Source organism: Citrobacter sp. R56 (assembly GCF_016811995.1).
Lineage (GTDB): Bacteria > Pseudomonadota > Gammaproteobacteria > Enterobacterales > Enterobacteriaceae > Citrobacter_D > Citrobacter_D enshiensis.
On record NZ_CP069159.1, the window covers coordinates 1,010,058 to 1,032,310 of the forward strand.

Consider the following 22,253-nt stretch of genomic DNA (forward strand, 5'->3'; position numbering starts at 1 on the left):
ATTTAACCGTTATTTTTTCTCACGAGCAACGTTTCAGAGCGCCGGTCTCGCATCGTTGTATATATAAAGGCCATGATAAAAATCACCGTGAATAACACGACGATGGTGGGGGCGGGGGCGCTGTCGATAAAAAATGACAGATAAACGCCCAGAAATGAGGTGATGACCGAAAGCACGGTGGCCAGCATCAGCGCCTGGGCGAAACGGCGGGTGAGTAAAATGGCTATCGCGCCTGGGGCAATCAGCAGAGATATCGACAAAATGATGCCCACGGATTTTAGCGTGGCGACAATGGTCAAGGCGATCATGCACAGCAGCCCGTAATGCAGCAACGTGGTGTTCAGGCCGCTGGCTCTGGCCTGATTCGGGTCAAACGCATGCAGCAATAAATCCTTCCATTTCAGACCGATAACCAGCGCTATCCCCAGCGCAATCAGCGCGGTTTGCAAAATATCGGTCAGCGAAACGCCCAGCATGTCGCCAAACAGAATGTGGTCCAGATGAACGTCCGACTGGATAGAAACATACAGCACCAGCCCCGCGCCAAACATGCCGGAAAAGACAATCCCCATGATGGTGTCGCGCTTAATACGGCTGTTGTCGTCGAGATAACCTGTCGCAACGGCGCAGAACAATCCGGCGATGAACGCGCCGATAGCCAGAGGAATGCCGGCCATCCAGGCAAGGACGATCCCCGGAAAAACCGCATGACTCATCGCATCGCCCATCAGCGCCCAGCCTTTCAATACCAGGAATACCGAAAGCAGTGCGCAGGGCACAGCGACAATGGCGGAGACGGCCAGCGCATTGCGCATAAAGTCGAACTGGAAGGGTTCCAGCAACGTGGTTAAGAACATGAGGACTCCTTGTTCATTCGCGCGCGGCGACGGTTTGCCAGCAGGCCATGTTTCGGCGCGAAGACAAACGCGGTCAGGAACAGCAGGGTTTGCAGGACGACGATAATGCCGCCCGTCGCGCCATCCAACCAATAGCTGAGCCAGGCGCCAAAAAAGCTGGTCAGGCTGCCGATAGCCACGGCGATGACGAGCAGGCGAGGGAAACGGTCCGTCAACAGCCAGGCGGTTGCGCCGGGTGTCACCACCAGGCAGATAACCAGAAACGCGCCGACCGTTTGCAGCGCCGCGACGGTGGAGACGGAGAGCAGCGTGAAGAACAATAACTTTAAGCGACCCGGATTGAGCCCAATGGAACGGGCATGATTTTCATCGAAAAAGGTTACCATCAGATCCTTCCATTTCAATAGAAGGATCGTCAGAGAAACGGCGCCGATAATGGCGAGTTGCACAATATCTTCCGGCGCGATGGCCAACACGTTGCCCAGAATAATGGTCTGAATGTTGACGGACATCGGATTGAGCGAAACCATAAACAGCCCGATGCCAAAGAACGATGAGAAGATCAGACCAATAATGGCATCTTCTTTCAGACGCGATCGCTGGTTGAGAAACAGCATACAGCCAGCGGCAAGTCCCCCGGAGAGAAACGCGCCGAGCGAGAAGGGCAATCCCAGCATATACGCCCCCGCCACGCCGGGGACGATAGAGTGCGAGAGCGCATCGCCAATCAGCGACCAGCCTTTGAGCATTAAATAGCAGGAGAGAAAGGCGCACAGCCCGCCGACCATCGCTGACACCCACATGGCATTGAGCATGTACTGGTAACCAAAGGGTTCCACAAGCCAGTTCATGATTAATCTCCCTCGTTGGCGGTTCGGTGCGAGATAAACGGGCGCTCGTCATCGGTAATGATATGCTCTTCGCTACCACTCAGCGCCACATGGCGCAATACGCCGCTGAACGCCAGTTCGAGATTTTCTGCCGTGAAGGTGGTTTCAGTGGGGCCGCTCGCCAACACTGTCCCTTTGATCATCACCGTGTAATCACAAAACTCCGTCACCGACCCCAAATTATGGGTGGAAACCAGCATGGTGCGGCCTTCATCGCGCAGTTCACGTAACAGCGTGATGATTCGCGCTTCGGTTTTTACATCCACGCCGGTAAAAGGCTCGTCCAGCAGGATCACCTGACCATCCTGGGCAATCGCGCGGGCAAGAAAAACCCGCTTTTTTTGCCCGCCGGAGAGTTCGCCTATCTGGCGATGGCGGTACTCCAGCATGTCCACGCGCGCCAGGGCGGCGTCAACGCACGCGTGGTCGTGTGCCTTCGGACGACGTAGCCATCCCATGTGGCCATAACGCCCCATCATCACGACATCTTCCACCAGCACCGGAAATGACCAGTCCACCTCTTCTGACTGGGGGACATAGGCAATCAGATTCTGCTTCAGCGCTTTGTTCACCGGCTGTTGCAAGATCGATATCTCTCCAGCCGCCAGACGGACAAACCCCATCAGCGCCTTAAACAGCGTGGATTTACCCGAGCCGTTGACGCCCACCAGGGCGGCAATCGAGCCGCCAGGGATCTGAAACGTGGTGTTCCGTAGCGCAGTGTGACCGTTGCGATAGGTCACCGTGACACTGTCGGCGGTAATGGCAGCGTGGCTCATTTCTGACTCCTCAGACCGTCATTGATACCGCTGACGATGGTTTCAGTGGTGACGCGCAGTAAATCCAGATAGGTCGGTACCGGGCCATCGGCGGTACTCAGGGAATCGACATACAGTACGCCGCCGTAGTGCGCGCCAGACTCACGGGCGACCTGACGGGCAGGTTTATCAGAGACGGTGCTTTCGCTGAAGACGGTGGGGATCTGATGTTGTCTGATCGCATCGATCACTTTGCGTACCTGTTTAGGCGTGCCCTGCTGATCGGCATTGATCGGCCACAGATACAGCTCCCTGAGATTGTTATCCCGCGCCAGGTAGGAGAATGCGCCTTCACTGGTGACCAGCCAGCGTTTATCGGCGGGGAGCGTGGCCAGTTCGTCGCGCAGCGGATCCAGCGTCTGGCGAATCTTCACCTTATAGCTCTCGGCATTTTTTTGATAAACCGCTGCGTTTTGCGGATCGTACTTCGCCAGCGCATCGCGAATATTATCGACATAAATGAGCGCGTTTTCTGCCGACATCCAGGCGTGCGGGTTGGGTTTGCCATTGTACGGACCTTCGCTAATGCCCATCGGTTGCACGCCCGCAGAGACCGTGACTTCCGGTACGCCAGAAAGATGCTGATAAAATCGGGCGAACCACAGCTCCAGGTTCATGCCATTGGAGAGAATAAGCTGCGCGCCTTGCGCCCGTTTGATGTCGCCGGGGGTGGGCTGATATTCGTGAATCTCAGCCCCCGGTTTGGTTATCGAACTGACTTCCGCCGCGTCGCCCGCCACATTTTTTGCCATATCAGCAATGACCGTAAAGGTGGTGATTACCTTGAATTTCTCTGTGGCCCAGGCGGGCGTCAGTGTTAGCGATGCCAGGACACCAGCAAGGAAAAAGGACGTCAAACGAGGCAGGTTCGGCATAGTATCCCTCATGGAAAAGTGGTTAATTATTCTTCAAATATAGCCTTTGCTATGTTATATAGCACACAGCATAGTTAAATGAAAATAATTCTTATTTGCGTAGCTGGCTAAGCATGTGTCACCTTCGGGTGATAGTCTGCAGGGGGAATAAGTTGTAAAATAAATGCACTTTAATGTGGTGGAGGCACTATGTCCGGCAAGCGAATCGCGCGTGAAAAACTGACGATCAAAAAAATGATCGCGTTATACGAGAGCCAGTGTCCACAGGCCCTGGATGAACCAGGGCATTACGCCGCGCTGTTCGCCTATGCACAAAAACGGCTGGACAAGTGTGTGTTTGGCGAGGAGAAACCGGCCTGTAAACAGTGTCCGGTGCACTGTTACCAGCCAGCAAAGCGTGAAGAGATGAAGCAGATTATGCGCTGGGCGGGGCCGAGAATGCTCTGGCGTCACCCGATGTTGACCGTGCGTCATCTGATTGACGACAAACGTCCCGTCCCGGAGTTACCGGAAAAATATCAGCGTAAGAAGTGAGTGTGAATTGCCTGATGGCGCTGCGCTTATCAGGCCTACGGACAAACCCCACCTGTAGGCCGGATAAGGTGCTTGCACCGCCATCCGGCAACGCTTCGTTTACACCAACGCATCCTTATCAATACCCAGCCGCTTCATCCGTGAAAGCAGCGTGGTTCGCTTAAGCCCCAGACGCTGGGCTGCGCCTTTCGGTCCTGCCACGACGCCATTCGTCTCTTTCAGCACACGCAGAATCAACTGAAATTCATCTTCGCCATCCTGTGCAACTTCGGTGGCGACCGCGGGCGTGGCCTGCGTGAATATGCCGACATCCGGAAGCGAGAGTTGTAACACATTGCCCCGGGTCAGCAGCACGGCGCGCTCCACCACGTTTTCCAGTTCGCGAACGTTACCAGGCCACTCCATATTGCTCAGGGTACGTAGCGTTTCTGCGGGGATGCTGTCGATGTTACGTCCCATCCGACGGGCGATTTTAAAGGTGAAGGCTTTCACCAGCAGCGGAATATCTTCCGGGCGTTCGCGCAGCGGTGGGAGCTGGATCGGGAAGACGTTCAGGCGGTAATAGAGATCGTTGCGGAACTCGCGATCGGCCACCATCTTTTTCAGATCGCGGTTGGTGGCGGCGATCAGTCGCACATCGGTCTGGATCAGCTTATTGCTGCCCAGGCGTTCGAACTCCTGCTCCTGGAGAACGCGCAGCAGTTTGGGCTGCAGCTCCAGCGGCATGTCGCCCACTTCATCGAGAAACAGCGAACTTTTATCTGCCAGCTCAAAACGCCCGATGCGCTGGGCGCTGGCCCCCGTGAACGCGCCACGCTCATGACCAAACAGATCGCTTTCCAGTAGTCCGGCAGGCATCGCGGCACAGTTCATTTTCACCATGCGACGCGTGTTACGCCCGCTCAGGTTGTGAATCGCGCGGGCGATCAGTTCTTTACCGGTGCCGGTTTCTCCCAGAATCAGGACCGTACTGTCGCTTTGCGCCACCATCTCGACCTGCTTGAGGACGTTGTACATCGCCTCACTGCGTCCAATGATCTCGCCAAAATCACTGTCGACATTATTCAGCTGTTCGGTGAGCGCCAGGTTTTCGTCCACCAGGCGCTCCTTGAGACGGTGGATTTCCTGATAGGCGAGGGCATTATCGACGGCAATCGCCACGCGTTCGGCGATTTGACGCAGCAATTTCAGGTTGGTGGTGGTGAAGATTTTTTCTTCGCATTGCGCCAGTTTCAGCACGCCGAGCATGGTGTTGCCGGACATCAGCGGCAGCAGGCACAGCGTTTGCAGTTGATTACCCCAGGTGTCGAACAGCATACGTTCGTAAGGGGCAAGCGCATCCCTTTCGTTCAGGTTAATCAGCAGCATCTCTTTGCTTCTGAACACCCGTTCAGTGAGGGTGCCTGCTTCATCCACCTCACTTTGCTGGTGAGCGGGATGTGTTTTATCCAGATAATGGGTAGACCAGATATTCAGTTTATTTTTGTGATGGCTGCGCAGAACAATACTGATTGCGTCGATGTTGAAGTAGTAGTGGATCTCTTTCGCCACTTCGCTGACCAGCTCGTCGATGTCGAGACGCGAGAGCACCGCATTGGTGATTGCCACCAGAATACGGAAGTTATCGCGTTCGCGGCACAGCAAATCGTAATCGACGTTGTTCGAAACCCGACACTGAATTTGCTCGGCAACCACCGAGACAATCTGCGTAATGGTTTGCAGGCGTTGGTACTCTTTTTCGCTCCACGGGCGGTCTTCATTGCGGATAAATTCACAGCCGCCAAAGATACGCCCGTCTGCCGCCAGCGGTAGCAGGCAATAGTGGCCAAATTCACCGTATAACCCGGAGGAGGCCAACTGGGGCCAGGTTTCCGTAAACTCATGGAAGTTACAGTGCAATGCGTCGGGACGAGACAGAATACGGCGAACCGGGCCGTGCGCCAGCACCGTTTCGTCTTCATATTCGATCGGCTTACTGTTTTCTTCGCGCGTCGCGTAATAGCGTGCGCGCTGTGTTTGTGCCTGCCATAACACAATAGCCGCGCTGTCGGCTAATGCCGAACGCCTGACCAGTTGGGAAAGCGCTTCACTGAGCGAAGCCAGATCGGGCTGCTGCAATAATGTACGAGTAATATCAAACAACCCTTGCTGTCCGAGATCGCTCATCGGTGTATACGACATGTTGCTTTTCCAGGAAAGTACCGCACTGCGGCAAGAAAACAAAATTATAGGTTTTGTAGGCCGGATAAGCGTAAGCGCCATCCGGCATGATTACAGAATTAACAAATACGTGGCAGAGGTTCGGAGTGCGGCAAATCAAGGGTACGTTTGACGCCATATAAACCCGCGAGACGAACGCCTTTACGCTCGACCACTTCGCCAATCAACGCGGCATCACGTCCCAGAGGATGCGAACGGAGCGCTTCCAGCACCTGTTCAGCCGCCTGACGTTCAACGGCAATCACCAGCTTACCTTCGTTGGCAAAGTTAAGGGCATCCAGTCCCAGCAGTTCGCACACGCCACGCACCGCCGGTTTTACCGGGAGGGAGGTTTCAGACAGCTCAATACCGCAACCGCTGGCAGCGGCGAATTCATGAGTGACCGCGTTTACGCCACCACGGGTGGCATCGCGCAGCGCCTTCACGCCGGTAATATTGTGTAACGTCTGAATCAGCGGGGTGAGTACGGCGCAGTCGCTCACCAGCTCGCCATCCAGCCCCAGTTGTTCGCGCAGATTGAGAATAGTGGCGCCATGATCGCCCAGCGTACCGCTTACCAGCAGAACGTCGCCTGGGGTCAGGGTTTGCGCGCCCCAGTGAATATCGGCCGGAATAGCCCCCATTCCCGCAGTGTTGATGAACAGCTTGTCTGCCGCGCCACGCTGAACGACTTTAGTGTCGCCGGTCACAATGGCGATACCCGCTTCGCGAGCCGTTGCCGCCATACTGTTCACCACGGTTTTCAGCGTCTCCATCGGCAACCCTTCTTCAAGGATAAAACCGCAAGACAGATAACGCGGGATCGCGCCGCTGACCGCAACGTCGTTCGCGGTGCCGCAAATGGCCAGTTTGCCAATGTTGCCGCCTGGGAAAAATAACGGGTCAATGACGTAGCTGTCGGTCGAGAAGGCCAGACGATCGCCTTCTGCCATTAATTGCGCCAGATCCAGACGCGCCTGATCTTCTTGTTCCGCCAGCCACGGGTTGGCAAAAGCTTCCATAAACAGACTGTTGATCAGCTGCTGCATGGCCTGTCCGCCACTTCCGTGGGCGAGTTGTACGCTATTCATGCTTCACACTCCTGCTGACGATACTGATACCAGGCGGCACATGCGCCTTCGGAAGAGACCATCAGTGCGCCAAATGCGGTTTGCGGATTACAGGTGTTACCAAACAACGAGCATTGATTCGGTTTACATTTGCCGGTCAACACTTCCCCGCAACGTGCGCGCGGATCGTCGTATACCTGCTGCGGCGCCGGTTGGAAATGCGCTTCGGCATCAAACCGTTGGTAGTCTGGCATCAGATGAACGCCAGATGACTCAATCACACCAAGGCCGCGCCATTCGCTGTCACCCGTCACGCAGAACACCTCGGCAATCGCCTGTTGCGCCAGGGCATTACCAGCATCCGGCACCACACGGCGATACTGGTTTTCGACCAGACTATGGGCTGCGATTTTCTGCTCAACCAGCATGGCGACGCCTTGCAACAGATCAAGCGGTTCGAATCCTGCGACTACCAGCGGACGGTGGAACTCGCTGGCGATAAAGTTATAGGCGTCGGTACCGATCACCATGCTGACGTGACCCGGTGCGAGGAAAGCGTCGATGCCACTGTCCGGCTGTTCCAGCAGGCAGCGTAGCGTGGGGATAAGCGTGATGTGCTGGCAGAAAAAGTAAAAGTTCTGCACGTCTCGCGCTTTTGCCTGTTGCAGCGTAATGGCGGTGGTCGGCATGGTGGTTTCAAAACCCAGCCCGAAGAACACGACTTTACGCGTCGGGTTTTCCTGCGCCAGTTTGAGCGCATCCATCGGGGAGTAAACAATGCGGACATCGGCGCCGCGCGCTTTGGCCTGCAGGAGAGAACCCTGCTTGCCCGGTACGCGCATCGCATCGCCAAAGGTGCAGAAAATCACTTCCGGGTGGCTGGCGATTTCGACACAGCTATCAATTCTGCCCATCGGCAGTACACAGACCGGGCAGCCAGGACCGTGAATAAACTCCACGTTCTCGGGCAATAACTGGTCGAGGCCGAATTTGAAGATAGCGTGGGTGTGACCGCCGCAGATTTCCATGATACGCAGCGGGCGTTCGGCAGTGTATGGGAGATGGACCGCGCGCTCACGCAGATGGTCGATTAACTGCATCACCTGTTCCGGTGCGCGATATTCGTCAACAAAACGCATTATTTTTCCTCACCAAACAGCAAAGCGCCGACGTCCGGCTCAACTTCAAACATGTTTTGTAGCGCGTCGAGGGTATCGCGCGCTTCGGCTTCATTAATCACACTCATGGCAAAACCGACGTGGACCAGCACCCACTGGCCTAAACGCGGCTCACCGTGTTCATCGCAGCTGCCGACCAGCGTCAGGTCGACGTCGCGCTGAATGCCGCAAACGTCGACTTTCGCCTGGTTACCGTCAATGGTACGGATTTGACCCGGAACGCCTATGCACATCGCTGTGCCTCCAGCCAGTTCAGCCACTGATCCATCCCTTCGCCGCTGGTGGCGGAAATCAGAATAATTTCAATCTCCGGGTTCACTTCACGTGCGCTGGCGATGCACTTCTCAACATCGAAGTTGAGGTAGGGCAGCAGGTCGATTTTGTTGAGCAGCATCAGCGAGGCGGCAGCAAACATATGCGGGTATTTCAGCGGCTTATCTTCGCCTTCGGTGACGGAAAGCACCGCCACTTTATGACGTTCGCCGAGATCAAAACTGGCCGGGCACACCAGGTTGCCGACGTTTTCAATAAACAGAATGCCGTTGTCTTCTAAAGGCAGACGCGGCGCGGCATCGGCAATCATCTGCGCGTCAAGGTGGCAGCCTTTACCGGTGTTCACCTGGATGGCCGGCGTGCCGGTGGCGCGAATACGGGCTGCATCGTTGACGGTCTGCTGGTCGCCTTCAATCACCGCACACGGCACGCGCTCTTTCAGTTTCATCAGCGTTTCGGTGAGCAGCGTGGTTTTGCCGGAACCAGGGCTTGAGACAAGGTTAAGCACCAGATGCTGGCGAGCAGCGAAGCGAGCGCGGTTACGTTCGGCCAGGCGGTTGTTTTTGTCCAGCACGTCGATTTCAACTTCCAGCATCCGGCGCTGGCTCATGCCTGGCGCATGGGTTCCGGCTTCGCCGTGCCCATAATGCAGGTCGCCTTCTTCCGTCTGGCTGGGGGTAAAATTGGACGTCTTCACGCCGGTGATATTGAGCGCCGGGCGAGCCGCCGGGGCAAATGGCGCACCACGAAACGCCGAATGAGGGTTATGTTCATCGCCCTCGATATAAAGGTTGCCTTCAGCGCAACCGCATGTTGTACACATCGCTCACTCCTGGTCTATTTCTATTCTTCTAATTTGTAAGCCGTCATCGGCCACGATCCTCAGTGTGTCGCTGTTGCATTGCGGACAACGGCGGACGCGCTGTGTCAGCAACGTGACGTATTGCTGACAAGACTCGCACCAACATTCGGCTTCTTGTTCTTCGAGGTGCAGTTTACAACCTTCCGCCAGGGTGCCGCGGCATACCAGATCAAAACAAAAGGCGAGAGCACTGGTTTCGACACAAGAAAATGCGCCAATTTTGAGCCAGACCCCAGTTACCTTTTGCGCACCGTGTTGTGCGGCCTGTTGTTCGATCAATTCCAGTGCCCGTTGGCAGAGGGTTATTTCGTGCATATCGCCTCCCATCATCTATTGCTGCGGTAAAAGCAATAAACATGCCAGTTATTGTTTTTGGCACGCTGACACTGACGACGATGACGAAATGACATGTCGTCACTGCATTATTTGCTTGTATATATATGAAAAACAAGCAATTTAAAGTTGGCATGGAACGTGCTTAAGGCAGGCTATCTCACGTAAACGGGTAACCTGACATGACAATTTGGGAAATAAGCGAAAAAGCCGATTACATCGCTGAACGGCACCGTCGCCTACAGGACCAGTGGCGTATCTACTGTAATTCGCTGGTCCAGGGGATCACCCTGTCGAAAGCGCGCCTGCATCACGCAATGAGCTGCGCGCCGGACAAAGATCTTTGCTTCGTTCTTTTTGAACACTTCACGATCTACGTCACCCTGGCTGACGGTTTCAACAGCCACACCATTGAGTACTACGTTGAAACGAAAGATAGCGAAGAAAAACAACTCATTGCGCAAGCGCAGCTGACCATCGACGGCAAAGTCGACGAGCATGTCAGCAACCGCGATCGCGAGCAGGTGCTGGAGCACTATCTCGAGAAAATCGCCAGCGTTTACGACAGCCTGTATGCCGCCGTGGAAACCAACACTCCGGTAAATATGCACCAACTGGTAAAGGGACAAATCCCGGCGGCGTAAGCCAGAGGTTTTGCCCGTTTTGTTCGCGATGCGGTCTGAAGCCGCGTCACGACTGTTTTGGGGATGGGAGTGTCGACGAGTGTCGAAAATGACACTTGATGGACATATTTTCGTCAAAAATGACTATCACCTGAGGAATGCCTGGTGAATCGTTTTGTAATTGCTGACTCCACGCTCTGTATTGGCTGCCACACTTGTGAGGCCGCCTGTTCAGAGACGCATCGCCAGCATGGCCTGCAGTCAATGCCGCGCCTGAAAGTGATGCTTAATGAAAAAGAATCTGCGCCACAACTTTGCCATCACTGCGAAGATGCGCCGTGCGCGACCGTGTGTCCTGTCAACGCCATCAACCGCGTAGATGGCGCTGTACAGCTGAATGAAAGCCTGTGCGTAAGCTGCAAACTGTGCGGGATTGCCTGCCCGTTCGGCGCGATAGAGTTTTCCGGCAGCCGTCCGCTGCATATTCCGGCCAACGCCAATACCCCGAAAGCGCCGCCTGCGCCTCCTGCCCCGGCTCGCGTCAGCACGCTGCTGGACTGGGTGCCGGGTGTTCGCGCCATCGCCGTGAAATGCGATCTGTGCAGTTTTGATGAACAAGGTCCTGCCTGTGTACGGATGTGCCCAACCAAAGCCCTGCATCTGGTCGAAAACACCGATATCGCCCGCGCCAGCAAACGTAAGCGTGAACTGACGTTCAATACCGATTTTGGCGATCTCACCTTGTTTCAGCAGGCTCAGAGTGGGGATGCAAAATGAGCGTAATTTCACTGATTAATAGCGGCGTGGCCTGGTTTGCCGCCACGGCGGTTCTGGCATTTCTGTTCTCCTTTCACAAAGCGTTGAGCGGCTGGATTGCGGGCGTGGGCGGGGCCATTGGCAGCCTGTTCACCGCGGCGGCGGGCGCTCTTTCGTTGACTCACGCATTGGCGGTCAGCGGTGTGATGCCGTTTATCGGACATACCCTGCAAGTGACGCCGTTAAATGCTATCTGGCTGATTACGCTCGGTCTGTGCGGGCTGTTTGTCAGCCTGTACAACATTGACTGGCATCGTCATCCGCAGGTGAAAGCCAACGGTTTGTTGGTGAATTTATTAATGGCGGCAGCGGTCTGCGCCGTGGTCGCCAGCAACCTCGGCACGATGGTGGTGATGGCTGAGATTATGGCGCTGTGCGCCGTGTTCCTGACCGGTGGCAGTAAAGAAGGCAAGCTGTGGTTTGCGCTTGGCCGTATTGGCACACTGCTGCTGGCGGTTGCCTGCTATCTGGTGTGGCAGCGCTATGGCACGCTGGAACTGCGTCTGCTCGACCTGCGCACGCAGGCATTGCCGCTTGGCTCCGACATCTGGCTGCTCGGCGTTGCCGGTTTTGGTCTGCTGGCCGGAATTATCCCGCTGCACGGCTGGGTGCCTCAGGCGCACGCCAACGCCAGCGCACCCGCTGCGGCGCTGTTCTCCACCGTTGTTATGAAGGTCGGTTTGTTAGGGATTCTGTCTCTGTCGCTGATTGGCGGCAATGCGCCGCTGTGGTGGGGTATTGCACTGCTGGTGTTGGGCATGATCACCGCGTTTGTCGGCGGTCTGTATGCGCTGATGGAGCATAACATTCAGCGTCTGCTGGCCTACCACACTCTGGAAAACATCGGCATTATTCTGCTCGGCCTTGGGGCTGGCGTGACCGGTATTGCGCTGCAACAACCGGCGCTGATTGCGCTCGGTCTGACGGGCGGTCTCTACCACCTGGTGAACCACAGCCTGTTCAAAAGTGTACTGTTCCTCGGTGCTGGCAGCATCTGGTTTCGTACTGGTCATCGCGATATCGAAAAACTGGGCGGCATCGGCAAACGCATGCCGGTGATTTCTATTGCCATGCTGGTTGGGCTGATGGCGATGGCCGCGCTGCCGCCGCTGAACGGCTTTGCCGGTGAGTGGGTTATCTACCAGTCTTTCTTCAAACTGGGTAACAGCGGCACATTTATTGGTCGTTTGTTAGGGCCGTTGTTGGCCGTTGGGCTGGCGATTACCGGTGCGCTGGCGGTGATGTGTATGGCGAAAGTCTACGGCGTTACCTTCCTCGGTGCGCCGCGGACCAAAGAGGCGGAGAACGCCTGTTGCGCGCCATTCCTGATGTCGGTGAGCGTGGTGGCGTTGGCGATTTGCTGCGTGTTGGGCGGTGTTGCCGCGCCGTGGCTGCTGCCGCTTCTCTCCTCTGCCGTTCCTCTGCCGCTGGAAACCGCGAATACCACGGTTTCTCAGCCAATGATTACCCTGCTGTTGATTGCCTGTCCGCTGCTGCCTTTCATTATCATGGCGATTTTCAAAGGCAACCGTCTGCCGTCGCGTTCACGCGGTACGGCATGGGTGTGTGGTTACGATCACGAGCAGTCGATGGTGATCACCGCGCACGGTTTTGCCATGCCGGTGAAAGAGGCCTTTGCGCCGATACTCAAACTGCGTAAATGGCTCAATCCGGTCTCACTGGTTCCGGGCTGGCAGAACGCGGCCGCGCCGGTGCTGTTCCGTCGCCTGGCACTGATTGAGCTGGCGGTGCTGGTGGTGATTGTGGTTTCACGAGGAGCCTGAGAATGAGTGTTTTATATCCGTTAATTCAGGCGCTGGTGTTGTTTGCCACTGCGCCGTTGCTGTCTGGTATTACCCGCGTGGCGCGGGCCCGTTTGCACAATCGTCGCGGACCGGGCGTTTTGCAGGAATATCGCGACATTATCAAACTGCTGGGTCGCCAGAGTATTGCGCCTGCGGATTCCAGCTGGGTTTTTCGCCTGACGCCATTTGTGATGGTCGGCGTGATGCTGACCATCGCTACCGCGCTGCCGGTGGTGACCGTCGGTTCTCCGCTGCCGCAACTAGGCGATTTGATCACCCTGATCTACCTCTTCGCGATCGCCCGTTTCTTCTTTTCTATCGCCGGTCTGGATACCGGTAGCCCGTTCACCGCGATTGGCGCCAGCCGTGAAGCGATGCTCGGCGTACTGGTAGAGCCGATTCTGCTGCTGGGCCTGTGGGTCGCGGCGCAGGTGGCCGGTTCCACGCATATCAGCAATATCGCCGACACGATTTACCACTGGCCTGCGGCCCGCAGTATTCCGCTGATTCTGGCGCTGTGCGCCTGCGCATTCGCCACGTTTATCGAGATGGGCAAACTGCCGTTTGACCTCGCGGAAGCGGAGCAGGAGTTGCAGGAAGGTCCGCTGACCGAGTACAGCGGCAGCGGTTTTGCGGTGCTGAAGTGGGGCATCAGCCTGAAACAACTGGTGGTGCTGCAAATGTTTGTCGGCGTGTTCCTGCCGTGGGGACAGATGGAAACCTTTACTGCGGGCGGATTGCTGCTGGCGCTGGTGATTGCCGTCGTCAAGCTGATTGCTGGCGTACTGGTGATCGCGCTGTTCGAAAACAGCATGGCGCGTCTGCGTTTTTGCGCCACTTCACGCGTGACCTGGGCCGGTTTTGGGTTTGCGTTTTTAGCCTTCGTCTCCTTGCTGGCGGCGTGATTAAGAGAGTTTGAGCATGTCTGAAGAAAAAGTAGGTCAACAATACCTTGCGGCGCTGCACCAGGCATTTCCGGGCGTAGTTCTGGACGAAGCCTGGCAGACCAAAGATCAGCTGACGATTACGGTGAAGGTGAACTACCTGCCGGAAGTGGTCGAGTTCCTGTATTACAAGCAGGGCGGATGGTTGTCCGTGCTGTTCGGTAACGACGAACGCCAGCTGTGCGGCCGTTATGCCGTGTACTACGTACTGTCGATGGAGCAGGGCGTTAAATGCTGGGTCACCGTCCGTGTTGAAGTGGATGCCAACACGCTGGAGTTCCCGTCGGTGACCCCACGTGTTCCGGCGGCGGTCTGGGGCGAGCGTGAAGTCCGCGACATGTACGGTCTTATCCCGGTAGGTTTGCCGGACGAGCGTCGTCTGGTATTGCCGGATGACTGGCCGGATGAACTCTATCCGCTGCGTAAAGACAGCATGGATTACCGTCAGCGTCCGGCGCCGACTACCGACGCTGAGACTTACCAGTTCATCAACGAACTGGGCGACAAGAAAAACAATGTGGTGCCGATTGGCCCGCTGCATGTGACCTCCGACGAGCCGGGTCACTTCCGTCTGTTTGTTGACGGCGAGAACATTATCGACGCCGACTACCGTCTGTTCTATGTCCACCGTGGCATGGAGAAACTGGCGGAAACCCGTATGGGGTATAACGAAGTCACTTTCCTGTCGGATCGCGTCTGCGGGATTTGCGGCTTTGCCCACAGCACCGCCTATACCACCTCCGTTGAAAACGCGATGGGCATTGTGGTGCCGGAACGTGCGCAGATGATCCGCGCCATTCTGCTGGAAGTGGAGCGTCTGCACTCACACCTGCTGAACCTCGGCCTGGCCTGTCACTTTACCGGCTTTGACTCCGGCTTTATGCAGTTCTTCCGCGTGCGTGAAACCTCCATGAAAATGGCGGAGATCCTCACCGGGGCGCGTAAAACTTACGGTCTGAACCTGATCGGTGGGATTCGCCGCGATCTGCTGAAAGAGGACATGATCCAGACTCGCCAGCTGGCGCAGCAGATGCGCCGCGACGTGCAGGAGCTGGTGGATATGCTGCTCAGCACGCCGAACATGGAGCAGCGCACCGTCGGTATCGGTCGTCTGGATCCGGAAATCGCCCGTGACTTCAGTAACGTCGGCCCGATGGTTCGTGCCAGCGGTCATGCCCGCGACACCCGCGCCGATCACCCGTTTGTCGGTTACGGTCTGCTGCCGATGGAAGTTCACAGTGAGCAGGGCTGCGACGTGATCTCCCGTCTGAAAGTGCGCATCAATGAAGTCTATACCGCACTGAATATGATCGACTTTGGCCTCGACAATCTGCCGGGCGGCGCGCTGGCGGTGGAAGGCTTTACCTATATTCCGCATCGTTTTGCGCTGGGCTTCTCGGAAGCGCCGCGTGGGGATGATATCCACTGGAGCATGACCGGCGACAACCAGAAGCTGTACCGCTGGCGCTGCCGTGCGGCGACCTACGCCAACTGGCCGACGCTGCGTTATATGCTGCGCGGCAACACCGTTTCCGATGCGCCGCTGATTATCGGTAGTCTCGATCCTTGCTACTCCTGTACTGACCGTATGACCGTCGTCGACGTGCGTAAGAAGAAGAGCAAAGTCGTGCCGTACAAAGAACTTGAGCGCTACAGCATTGAGCGTAAAAACTCGCCGCTGAAATAAGGAATCGCCATGTTTACCTTTATCAAAAAAGTCATCAAAACCGGCACACCGACCTCGTCTTATCCGCTGGAGCCGATCGCGGTTGATAAAAACTTCCGTGGTAAGCCGGAGCATAATCCGCAGCAGTGTATTGGCTGCGCGGCTTGCGTAAATGCGTGTCCGTCAAACGCGCTGACGGTCGAAACCGATCTGGCCACCAATGAACTGGCCTGGCAATTCAACCTCGGTCGCTGCATCTTCTGTGGCCGTTGTGAAGAAGTCTGCCCTACGGCGGCGATCAAACTGTCGCAGGAATACGAACTGGCGGTATGGAAGAAAGAAGACTTTCTGCAACAGTCTCGCTTTGCGCTGTGCAACTGTCGCGTGTGCAATCGTCCTTTTGCTGTTCAGAAAGAGATCGATTACGCCATTGCGCTGCTTAAGCACAACGGCGACAGCCGTGCGGAAAATCACCGTGAAAGCTTTGAGACCTGCCCGGACTGTAAGCGCCAGAAATGCCTGGTGCCGTCCGACCGTATTGAACTGACTCGCCATATGAAAGAGGCCAGCTGATGAGCAATTTATTAGGCCCACGTGATGCCAATGGTATTCCGGTACCGATGACGGTGGATGAATCCATCGCCAGCATGAAAGCGTCGTTACTGAAAAACATTAAGCGTTCGGCGTACGTCTACCGTGTGGACTGCGGCGGTTGCAACGGTTGCGAAATTGAAATTTTCGCCACCCTCTCTCCGCTGTTTGACGCCGAGCGTTTTGGTATCAAAGTGGTACCGTCGCCGCGCCACGCAGACATTCTGCTATTTACCGGCGCGGTCACCCGCGCAATGCGCTCACCGGCGTTACGTGCCTGGCAATCTGCGCCAGATCCGAAAATTTGTATCTCCTACGGGGCCTGCGGCAACAGCGGTGGTATATTCCACGATCTTTATTGCGTCTGGGGCGGCACCGACAAAATCGTCCCGGTGGATGTCTACATTCCTGGCTGTCCGCCAACGCCTGCGGCAACGCTGTACGGCTTTGCGATGGCGCTGGGTCTGCTGGAGCAGAAAATCCATGCGCGTGCGCCAGGTGAACTGGATGAACAGCCCGCTGAGATCCTGCATCCGGAGATGGTGCAACCGCTGCGCGTGAAGATTGATCGCGAAGCGCGTCGTCTGGCCGGTTATCGCTATGGCCGCCAAATTGCCGATGATTACCTGCGCCAGTTAGGGCAGGGCGAACATCAGGTGGCGCGCTGGCTCGAAGCAGAGAACGATCCGCGTCTGACCGAGATCGTCACGAATCTTAACCATGTTGTTGAAGAGGCGCGTATCCGATGAGTGAAACGGTGGTGTTCAGTCAACTGAGCCGTAAATTTATTGATGAGAATGATGCAACGCCCGCCGAGGCGCAGCAGGTCGTCTATTACAGCCTGGCGATTGGCCACCACCTGGGGGTCATCGATTGTCTGGAAGCGGCGTTGACCTGCCCATGGGATGACTACCTGGCCTGGATCGCCACGCTTGAAGGGGGCAGTGAAGCCCGCCGTAAAATGGAAGGCGTACCGAAGTACGGCGAAATCGTCATTGATTTTAGCCATGTGCAAATGCTGGCGCGCGCGTTTGATAACGCGCTCGCCGTGCAGACGCCGCCACAACAGGCGTGGAGCAAGCTGATGCTCAGCATGCTTCATGATATTCATCAGGAAAGCGCCATCTATCTGATGGTGAGGAGACACCGTGACTGACGTTTTATTGTGTGTCGGCAACAGTATGATGGGTGACGACGGCGCAGGCCCGCTGCTGGCGGAGATGTGTGCCGCAGCGCCGAAAGGCGACTGGATTGTCATTGACGGCGGCAGTGCGCCGGAAAACGACATCGTGGCGATTCGCGAATTACGTCCGAGCCGCTTGCTGCTTGTTGATGCCACCGATATGGGGCTCAATCCCGGCGAAATCCGCATCATCGATCCTGACGACATCGCCGAGATGTTTATGATGACCACCCATAATATGCCGCTCAACTACCTGGTCGATCAGCTTAAAGAGGATGTTGGCGAGGTGATTTTCTTAGGCATTCAGCCGGATATCGTCGGGTTCTACTATCCAATGACTCAGCCGATCAAAGATGCCGTAGAAACGGTTTACCAGCGACTGGAAGGCTGGGAAGGGCACGGTGGATTTGCGCAGTTAGAGGCTGAGGAATGACAACGCCGGATGGCGGCTTCGCCTTATCCGGCCTACAAAACCACGTAATCGTGTAGGCCGGATAAGCGTTAACGCCATCCGGCACTGCCCGTTACGCTAAATCTTCCCCGTTACTGGCAATCACTTTCTTATACCACCAGAACGATTTTTTCCGCGTCCTTTCCAGCGTACCGTTTCCGGCGTCGTCCCTGTCGACATACACGAATCCGTAGCGCTTGCTCATTTCGCCGGTAGAAGCCGAAACCAGATCGATACAACCCCAGGTGGTGTATCCCATCAGCGGTACGCCGTCTTCGATAGCATCGGCCATCGCCCGAATATGCTCGCGCAGATAGCTGATCCGGTAATCGTCGTTGATGTTGCCATCGGCATCGATTTCATCTTTCGCGCCGAGACCGTTTTCCACCAGGAATAACGGTTTCTGATAGCGGTCGTACATCATGTTCATGGTGATGCGCAGACCGAGCGGGTCAATGCCCCAGCCCCATTCGCTTACCGTGATGTGGGGGTTACGCAGGGACTTCACCACGTTGGCTGCGGTGGTGTTTTTCGTGTTCATCTCCGCCGAGGCGCAGCGTGACGCGTAATAGCTGAAGGAGACGAAATCGACGGTATTTTTCAGGATCGCATCATCTTCCGGGGCTTTCTCAATCACCACCCCTTTTTCGCGGAATACGCGAGCGGAATAGGCGGGATACGCGCCGCGTGCCTGCACATCAATAAAGAACAGGTTTTCGCGATCTTTTTCCAGCGCCGTCCAGACATCTTCCGGTTTGCAGGAGTACGGGTAAAAGTTACCGCCCGCCAACATACAGCCGACCTGGTTTTGTGGGTTAACCTCGTGGGCTATTTTGGTCGCCAGCGCGCTGGCGATCAGCTCATGGTGCGCGGCCTGGTATTTCACCTGATCCTGGTTTTCTCCCTCTTCAAACACCAGACCGGCACCGGAGAATGGGCTGTGCAGCATAATGTTGATTTCGTTGAAGGTGAGCCAGTATTTCACCAGACCATCAAAGGCTTCGAAGCAGGTACGCGCATAACGGGTGAAAAACTCGACCATTTTGCGGTTGCGCCAGGAGCCGTATTCGGTGACCAGATGCATCGGCACATCGAAGTGACACAGGGTGACTAATGGCTCAATACCGTACTTTTTGCACTCGGCAAACACCGCGCGGTAAAACGCGATGCCTTCCTCGTTCGGCGTCAGTTCGTCGCCGTTAGGGTAAAGGCGGCTCCAGGCGATGGAGGTACGAAACACCGTGAAGCCCATTTCCGCCATCAGCGCGATATCATCTTTATAACGATGATAAAAATCAATTGCCTCGTGGCTCGGATAAAACTCGTCATCCCGCAACTGGAAACGCTTTTCCTGACCCAGTTTCACCGGCATACGGCGCTCGCCGTGTGGGATCATATCGACGGTGGTCAGCCCTTTGCCGCCTTCCCGGTATGCCCCTTCAGACTGGTTGGCGGCCAGTGCGCCGCCCCATAAAAATCCTTGCGGAAATACAGACATAGTAAACCTCAATTAATGCCAGTCAGACGCTGGCGCCTTTCGCAGTATTCGGTTGTGCGGCCTGGTTTTTTCTGGCCTGTTCAGCCGCATCTTCGACAGGAATATCTTCAAAGCCAAGGAGTAACGTCAGCACAAAGGACAGCACCACTGCTAATGCCATTACCCCAAACACCCACACGATGGTCATCGGATTGGCGGGGTCGAAGAACTGAACGCTGGTGAACAGCCCCGGTGCGGCCATTGAGTGGCTGGCAAGACCGGCCATCCCGGCGACCGCGCCGCAGATAAAGCCGCTAATAAGGCTGGCAATCAGCGGGCGTTTCAGACGCACCGCCACCCCGTAGAGCGCCGGTTCAGAAATCCCGGCCATAATCGCGGAAGCGGCGGCGGCCAGCGCCGTCTGGCGCAGTTCCGGGTTTTTGGTTTTCCAGGCGACGGCTAAAGAGGAGCCGCCGAGCGACAGGTTGGCGCCAATTTCTGACGGCATTACCATCCCTTCTTTGCCCGTTTCGGCGATGGTCTGGATGATGGTTGGCGTAAAGACGCGGTGCATCCCGGTCATCACCAGCAGCGGCCACAGTGCGCCCATAATGGCGACGGAAAGCCAGCCGAGGTAGCCGTGGATGGTGTAGACCAGCGCGGAAATGGCGCTACCGATCCAGATCCCAATCGGGCCAATCAGCACGATGGCAAGCGGGGCGGCGATCAGGACGATCAGCATCGGTTTCAGGAAGTTTTTGGTTACCGCTGGCGTAATACGATCGACCCAGCGTTCGATGTACGACAGACACCAGGTCATCACCAATGCAGGGATCACCGTATAGGTATATTTCACTGCGGTCACCGGGATCAGGGCGAACTCCACGTGCTCACCCTGGGCCGCTTTCGCCATCAGGTCGATAAAGCTCGGATGTACCAGCACGCCCGCGATGGCAATCGCCAGCGACATATTGGTTTTGAATTTAATGGCGGCCGACGCCGCGACCATCAGCGGCAGGAAGAAGAACGCGCCATCGCCGATCACGGTCAGAATGGTCAGCGTCGAAGAGCCTTTCACCAGCACACCGGTCATTTCCAGGATCATGGCCAGCAGTTTCAGCATCGATCCGCCGATAATCGCCGGGATCAGCGGGGACATGGTGCCGATCAGCGCGTCCAGGATCCCCGCGCCAATGCGCTTGAGCGTCAGCTTCGGTTTGCCGACGGGCGCTGCGGGCTGCATCTCTCCAGGCAGCAGATTCACGATTTCACGATAAGCCTGTGAAACGGTGTTGCCGATGATCACCTGACATTGGTTGTCATTGCGGACCACGCCGAGTACGCCGCTGAGCGCTTTTAAGGTTGCGCTATCGACACGCGAGTCTTCTTTGACGACGAAACGCAAACGCGTCATGCAGTGTGTGACGGCAGTAATGTTGTCGACACCACCCAAAGCCGACACGATGGAGCCCGCCAGTGCCGCATAATTCTTGGACATCGGAATTTACCCTGTTTTATCAGTAAGGTACGTTATATCGCCATGCTTCGTTGCCTGGAATCTGGCGGTGAGGAAACACACAATAGGAAACCGGTTCCACAAAATCATGATTAATTTTTAGTTTTGTGGCAAGATCAATTTGTGATCATTTTTATAATTGTGATTATGATCACTCGTTATTTGAGGGGGGATTTGCCATCCAGGACAATCCTGATTGGGTGAAGTACACTGCGTGCCATTGCGTACAAATGGATGAGTAATATGACGACGATGCTGGAGGTGGCGAAGCGCGCCGGTGTGTCGAAGGCGACGGTTTCCCGGGTGCTTTCAGGTAACGGCTACGTCAGCCAGGAGACCAAAGACCGCGTGTTTGAGGCTATCGAAGAGAGCGGATATCGCCCTAATTTGCTGGCGCGCAGTCTGGCGGCCAAGAGCACCCAGACGCTCGGCCTGGTGGTGACGAACACCCTGTATCACGGCGTCTATTTTAGTGAGTTGCTGTTTCATACGGCGCGTATGGCGGAAGACAAAGGCCGTCAGTTGCTCCTTGCCGATGGTAAGCACAGCGCTGAGGAAGAGCGTCAGGCGATCCAGTATCTGCTCGATCTGCGCTGCGACGCGGTGATGATCTACCCGCGTTTTCTCAGCGTGGATGAGATAGACGACATTATCGACAGCCATTCTCAGCCGATTATGGTGCTTAACCGTCAGTTGCGAAAAAACAGCAGCCACAGCGTCTGGTGCGATCAAAAACAGACCAGCTTTAACGCCGTCACGCAGCTGATTGCCTCCGGTCACCAGGAGATCGCGTTTATAACCGGCTCAATGGATTCCCCGACCGGTGTGGAACGTCTTTCTGGTTATAAAGATGCGCTGGCGCATCATGGTATCGCCTTAAATCATGACCTGATTGTGAACGGAAAATGGACGCCGGCCAGCGGTGCGGAAGGCGTTAACACGCTGCTCTCCCGTAACGTCAATTTCACGGCGCTGGTCGCCAGTAATGACGACATGGCGATTGGCGCCATCAAACAGCTACACGAGCAGGGAATGAGCGTGCCTACGCAGGTGTCGGTGATTGGATTCGACGATATTGCGATGGCCCCGTATACCATTCCGGCGCTTTCCAGCGTCAAAATTCCGGTCACCGAGATGGTTCAGGAGACGATTGGGCGACTTATCTTTATGCTGGACGGCGGGGCATTTACGCCGCCTAAACCCTTTACCGGCGAGCTTATCCGCCGCGACTCGCTAGCGCTGTCACATCCGGGCTAAGGGTTGTCAATTGTCATCGTCACTAGTGACGATGA

At 56.0% G+C, this 22,253-nt stretch carries 23 protein-coding genes; 11 read left to right on the forward strand and 12 right to left on the reverse strand.

Going from position 1 to position 22,253, the window contains the following annotated elements; all coding sequences use genetic code 11:
* Nucleotides 1–2: 2 nt before the first annotated feature.
* The 4 genes from sitD to JM656_RS04775 are packed head-to-tail and all read right to left on the reverse strand — an operon-like array spanning nucleotide 3 to nucleotide 3,440.
* The gene (gene sitD / locus JM656_RS04760; protein ID WP_203360231.1) at nucleotides 3–857 is read right to left on the reverse strand and encodes an iron/manganese ABC transporter permease subunit SitD; all 855 of its coding nucleotides are present in this window, start codon (nucleotides 855–857) and stop codon (nucleotides 3–5) included.
* Nucleotides 848–1,708, reverse strand: coding sequence for an iron/manganese ABC transporter permease subunit SitC (gene sitC, locus JM656_RS04765; protein WP_203360232.1), 861 nt, complete (start codon nucleotides 1,706–1,708; stop codon nucleotides 848–850). Before sitC ends, sitD begins: the two co-directional genes overlap by 10 nt.
* A gap of 2 nt (nucleotides 1,709–1,710) precedes the next feature.
* Nucleotides 1,711–2,526 carry an iron/manganese ABC transporter ATP-binding protein SitB gene (gene sitB, locus JM656_RS04770; RefSeq protein ID WP_203360233.1) on the reverse strand — a complete coding sequence of 272 codons (816 nt, stop codon included), beginning with the start codon at nucleotides 2,524–2,526 and terminating at the stop codon, nucleotides 1,711–1,713.
* Nucleotides 2,523–3,440, reverse strand: a complete 918-nt coding sequence (locus JM656_RS04775; RefSeq protein WP_203360234.1) for a metal ABC transporter substrate-binding protein — start codon at nucleotides 3,438–3,440, stop codon at nucleotides 2,523–2,525. Before JM656_RS04775 ends, sitB begins: the two co-directional genes overlap by 4 nt.
* A gap of 189 nt (nucleotides 3,441–3,629) precedes the next feature.
* On the opposite strand from JM656_RS04775, the gene JM656_RS04780 reads away from it, so the two are divergent.
* On the forward strand, nucleotides 3,630–3,974 hold the full coding sequence (locus JM656_RS04780; protein ID WP_203360235.1) for a nitrous oxide-stimulated promoter family protein: 345 nt from the start codon (nucleotides 3,630–3,632) through the stop codon (nucleotides 3,972–3,974).
* A 99-nt stretch (nucleotides 3,975–4,073) separates the two neighbouring features.
* Here the strand turns inward: JM656_RS04780 and flhA are convergent, their stop codons facing one another.
* The 6 genes from flhA to hypA all read right to left on the reverse strand — a co-directional run bounded on the left by flhA (nucleotide 4,074) and on the right by hypA (nucleotide 9,871).
* Entirely contained in the window at nucleotides 4,074–6,155 is a 2,082-nt protein-coding gene (gene flhA / locus JM656_RS04785; protein WP_203360236.1) for a formate hydrogenlyase transcriptional activator FlhA, read from the reverse strand.
* A 98-nt stretch (nucleotides 6,156–6,253) separates the two neighbouring features.
* Nucleotides 6,254–7,264, reverse strand: a complete 1,011-nt coding sequence (gene hypE / locus JM656_RS04790) for a hydrogenase expression/formation protein HypE (RefSeq protein ID WP_203360237.1) — start codon at nucleotides 7,262–7,264, stop codon at nucleotides 6,254–6,256.
* Complete coding sequence (gene hypD, locus JM656_RS04795) at nucleotides 7,261–8,382, reverse strand: hydrogenase formation protein HypD (protein ID WP_203360238.1); 1,122 nt, start codon at nucleotides 8,380–8,382, stop codon at nucleotides 7,261–7,263. Before hypD ends, hypE begins: the two co-directional genes overlap by 4 nt.
* Entirely contained in the window at nucleotides 8,382–8,654 is a 273-nt protein-coding gene (gene hypC, locus JM656_RS04800) for a hydrogenase 3 maturation protein HypC (protein ID WP_192613227.1), read from the reverse strand. The genes hypD and hypC overlap by 1 nt, the downstream gene beginning before the upstream one ends.
* The gene (gene hypB, locus JM656_RS04805) at nucleotides 8,645–9,517 is read right to left on the reverse strand and encodes a hydrogenase nickel incorporation protein HypB (RefSeq protein ID WP_203360239.1); all 873 of its coding nucleotides are present in this window, start codon (nucleotides 9,515–9,517) and stop codon (nucleotides 8,645–8,647) included. Before hypB ends, hypC begins: the two co-directional genes overlap by 10 nt.
* 3 nt (nucleotides 9,518–9,520) lie before the next feature.
* A complete protein-coding gene (gene hypA / locus JM656_RS04810; protein WP_162381912.1) occupies nucleotides 9,521–9,871 on the reverse strand; it encodes a hydrogenase maturation nickel metallochaperone HypA in 351 nt (116 codons plus the stop codon).
* A 200-nt stretch (nucleotides 9,872–10,071) separates the two neighbouring features.
* On the opposite strand from hypA, the gene hycA reads away from it, so the two are divergent.
* The 9 genes from hycA (at nucleotide 10,072) to hycI (ending at nucleotide 17,950) form a co-directional block, all read left to right on the forward strand.
* Nucleotides 10,072–10,533 carry a formate hydrogenlyase regulator HycA gene (gene hycA, locus JM656_RS04815; protein WP_203360240.1) on the forward strand — a complete coding sequence of 154 codons (462 nt, stop codon included), beginning with the start codon at nucleotides 10,072–10,074 and terminating at the stop codon, nucleotides 10,531–10,533.
* Nucleotides 10,534–10,677: 144 nt separating this feature from the next.
* The gene (gene hycB, locus JM656_RS04820) at nucleotides 10,678–11,289 is read left to right on the forward strand and encodes a formate hydrogenlyase subunit HycB (protein WP_192613224.1); all 612 of its coding nucleotides are present in this window, start codon (nucleotides 10,678–10,680) and stop codon (nucleotides 11,287–11,289) included.
* A complete protein-coding gene (gene hycC / locus JM656_RS04825) occupies nucleotides 11,286–13,112 on the forward strand; it encodes a formate hydrogenlyase subunit 3 (RefSeq protein WP_203360241.1) in 1,827 nt (608 codons plus the stop codon). Before hycB ends, hycC begins: the two co-directional genes overlap by 4 nt.
* 2 nt (nucleotides 13,113–13,114) lie before the next feature.
* A complete protein-coding gene (locus JM656_RS04830; RefSeq protein ID WP_203360242.1) occupies nucleotides 13,115–14,038 on the forward strand; it encodes a respiratory chain complex I subunit 1 family protein in 924 nt (307 codons plus the stop codon).
* A gap of 16 nt (nucleotides 14,039–14,054) precedes the next feature.
* The gene (gene hycE, locus JM656_RS04835) at nucleotides 14,055–15,764 is read left to right on the forward strand and encodes a formate hydrogenlyase subunit HycE (RefSeq protein WP_203360243.1); all 1,710 of its coding nucleotides are present in this window, start codon (nucleotides 14,055–14,057) and stop codon (nucleotides 15,762–15,764) included.
* Between the two features lie 9 nt (nucleotides 15,765–15,773).
* Nucleotides 15,774–16,316, forward strand: a complete 543-nt coding sequence (gene hycF, locus JM656_RS04840) for a formate hydrogenlyase subunit HycF (RefSeq protein WP_203360244.1) — start codon at nucleotides 15,774–15,776, stop codon at nucleotides 16,314–16,316.
* A complete protein-coding gene (hycG, locus tag JM656_RS04845) occupies nucleotides 16,316–17,083 on the forward strand; it encodes a formate hydrogenlyase subunit HycG (protein WP_192613219.1) in 768 nt (255 codons plus the stop codon). Before hycF ends, hycG begins: the two co-directional genes overlap by 1 nt.
* Nucleotides 17,080–17,490: a formate hydrogenlyase maturation HycH family protein gene (locus JM656_RS04850; protein WP_203360245.1), complete on the forward strand. Its 411-nt coding sequence runs from the start codon at nucleotides 17,080–17,082 to the stop codon at nucleotides 17,488–17,490. The genes hycG and JM656_RS04850 overlap by 4 nt, the downstream gene beginning before the upstream one ends.
* Nucleotides 17,483–17,950 carry a hydrogenase maturation peptidase HycI gene (hycI, locus tag JM656_RS04855; RefSeq protein WP_203360246.1) on the forward strand — a complete coding sequence of 156 codons (468 nt, stop codon included), beginning with the start codon at nucleotides 17,483–17,485 and terminating at the stop codon, nucleotides 17,948–17,950. Before JM656_RS04850 ends, hycI begins: the two co-directional genes overlap by 8 nt.
* A gap of 91 nt (nucleotides 17,951–18,041) precedes the next feature.
* Here the strand turns inward: hycI and JM656_RS04860 are convergent, their stop codons facing one another.
* A complete protein-coding gene (locus JM656_RS04860) occupies nucleotides 18,042–19,466 on the reverse strand; it encodes a 6-phospho-beta-glucosidase (RefSeq protein ID WP_203360247.1) in 1,425 nt (474 codons plus the stop codon).
* 22 nt (nucleotides 19,467–19,488) lie between these two features.
* Entirely contained in the window at nucleotides 19,489–20,943 is a 1,455-nt protein-coding gene (gene ascF, locus JM656_RS04865) for a PTS cellobiose/arbutin/salicin transporter subunit IIBC (protein WP_203360248.1), read from the reverse strand.
* A 261-nt stretch (nucleotides 20,944–21,204) separates the two neighbouring features.
* Here ascF and JM656_RS04870 point away from each other — a divergent pair, with 261 nt between their 5' ends.
* Entirely contained in the window at nucleotides 21,205–22,218 is a 1,014-nt protein-coding gene (locus JM656_RS04870) for a LacI family DNA-binding transcriptional regulator (RefSeq protein WP_203360249.1), read from the forward strand.
* The last annotated feature ends 35 nt before the right edge of the window (nucleotides 22,219–22,253 follow it).

Excerpts from the sequence above, each read along its gene's own strand:
- hypB (WP_203360239.1), bottom strand. The coding sequence starts at position 9,517 with ATGTGTACAACATGCGGTTGCGCTGAAGGCAACCTTTATATCGAGGGC.
- JM656_RS04775 (WP_203360234.1), bottom strand. The coding sequence starts at position 3,440 with ATGCCGAACCTGCCTCGTTTGACGTCCTTTTTCCTTGCTGGTGTCCTG.
- JM656_RS04860 (WP_203360247.1), bottom strand. The coding sequence starts at position 19,466 with ATGTCTGTATTTCCGCAAGGATTTTTATGGGGCGGCGCACTGGCCGCC.
- JM656_RS04850 (WP_203360245.1), top strand. The coding sequence starts at position 17,080 with ATGAGTGAAACGGTGGTGTTCAGTCAACTGAGCCGTAAATTTATTGAT.
- JM656_RS04780 (WP_203360235.1), top strand. The coding sequence starts at position 3,630 with ATGTCCGGCAAGCGAATCGCGCGTGAAAAACTGACGATCAAAAAAATG.
- hycA (WP_203360240.1), top strand. The coding sequence starts at position 10,072 with ATGACAATTTGGGAAATAAGCGAAAAAGCCGATTACATCGCTGAACGG.
- hypA (WP_162381912.1), bottom strand. The coding sequence starts at position 9,871 with ATGCACGAAATAACCCTCTGCCAACGGGCACTGGAATTGATCGAACAA.
- hypC (WP_192613227.1), bottom strand. The coding sequence starts at position 8,654 with ATGTGCATAGGCGTTCCGGGTCAAATCCGTACCATTGACGGTAACCAG.
- sitD (WP_203360231.1), bottom strand. The coding sequence starts at position 857 with ATGTTCTTAACCACGTTGCTGGAACCCTTCCAGTTCGACTTTATGCGC.
- sitB (WP_203360233.1), bottom strand. The coding sequence starts at position 2,526 with ATGAGCCACGCTGCCATTACCGCCGACAGTGTCACGGTGACCTATCGC.
- hycE (WP_203360243.1), top strand. The coding sequence starts at position 14,055 with ATGTCTGAAGAAAAAGTAGGTCAACAATACCTTGCGGCGCTGCACCAG.
- hypE (WP_203360237.1), bottom strand. The coding sequence starts at position 7,264 with ATGAATAGCGTACAACTCGCCCACGGAAGTGGCGGACAGGCCATGCAG.
- JM656_RS04830 (WP_203360242.1), top strand. The coding sequence starts at position 13,115 with ATGAGTGTTTTATATCCGTTAATTCAGGCGCTGGTGTTGTTTGCCACT.
- flhA (WP_203360236.1), bottom strand. The coding sequence starts at position 6,155 with ATGTCGTATACACCGATGAGCGATCTCGGACAGCAAGGGTTGTTTGAT.
- hycC (WP_203360241.1), top strand. The coding sequence starts at position 11,286 with ATGAGCGTAATTTCACTGATTAATAGCGGCGTGGCCTGGTTTGCCGCC.
- hycG (WP_192613219.1), top strand. The coding sequence starts at position 16,316 with ATGAGCAATTTATTAGGCCCACGTGATGCCAATGGTATTCCGGTACCG.
- JM656_RS04870 (WP_203360249.1), top strand. The coding sequence starts at position 21,205 with ATGACGACGATGCTGGAGGTGGCGAAGCGCGCCGGTGTGTCGAAGGCG.
- hycF (WP_203360244.1), top strand. The coding sequence starts at position 15,774 with ATGTTTACCTTTATCAAAAAAGTCATCAAAACCGGCACACCGACCTCG.
- ascF (WP_203360248.1), bottom strand. The coding sequence starts at position 20,943 with ATGTCCAAGAATTATGCGGCACTGGCGGGCTCCATCGTGTCGGCTTTG.
- sitC (WP_203360232.1), bottom strand. The coding sequence starts at position 1,708 with ATGAACTGGCTTGTGGAACCCTTTGGTTACCAGTACATGCTCAATGCC.
- hypD (WP_203360238.1), bottom strand. The coding sequence starts at position 8,382 with ATGCGTTTTGTTGACGAATATCGCGCACCGGAACAGGTGATGCAGTTA.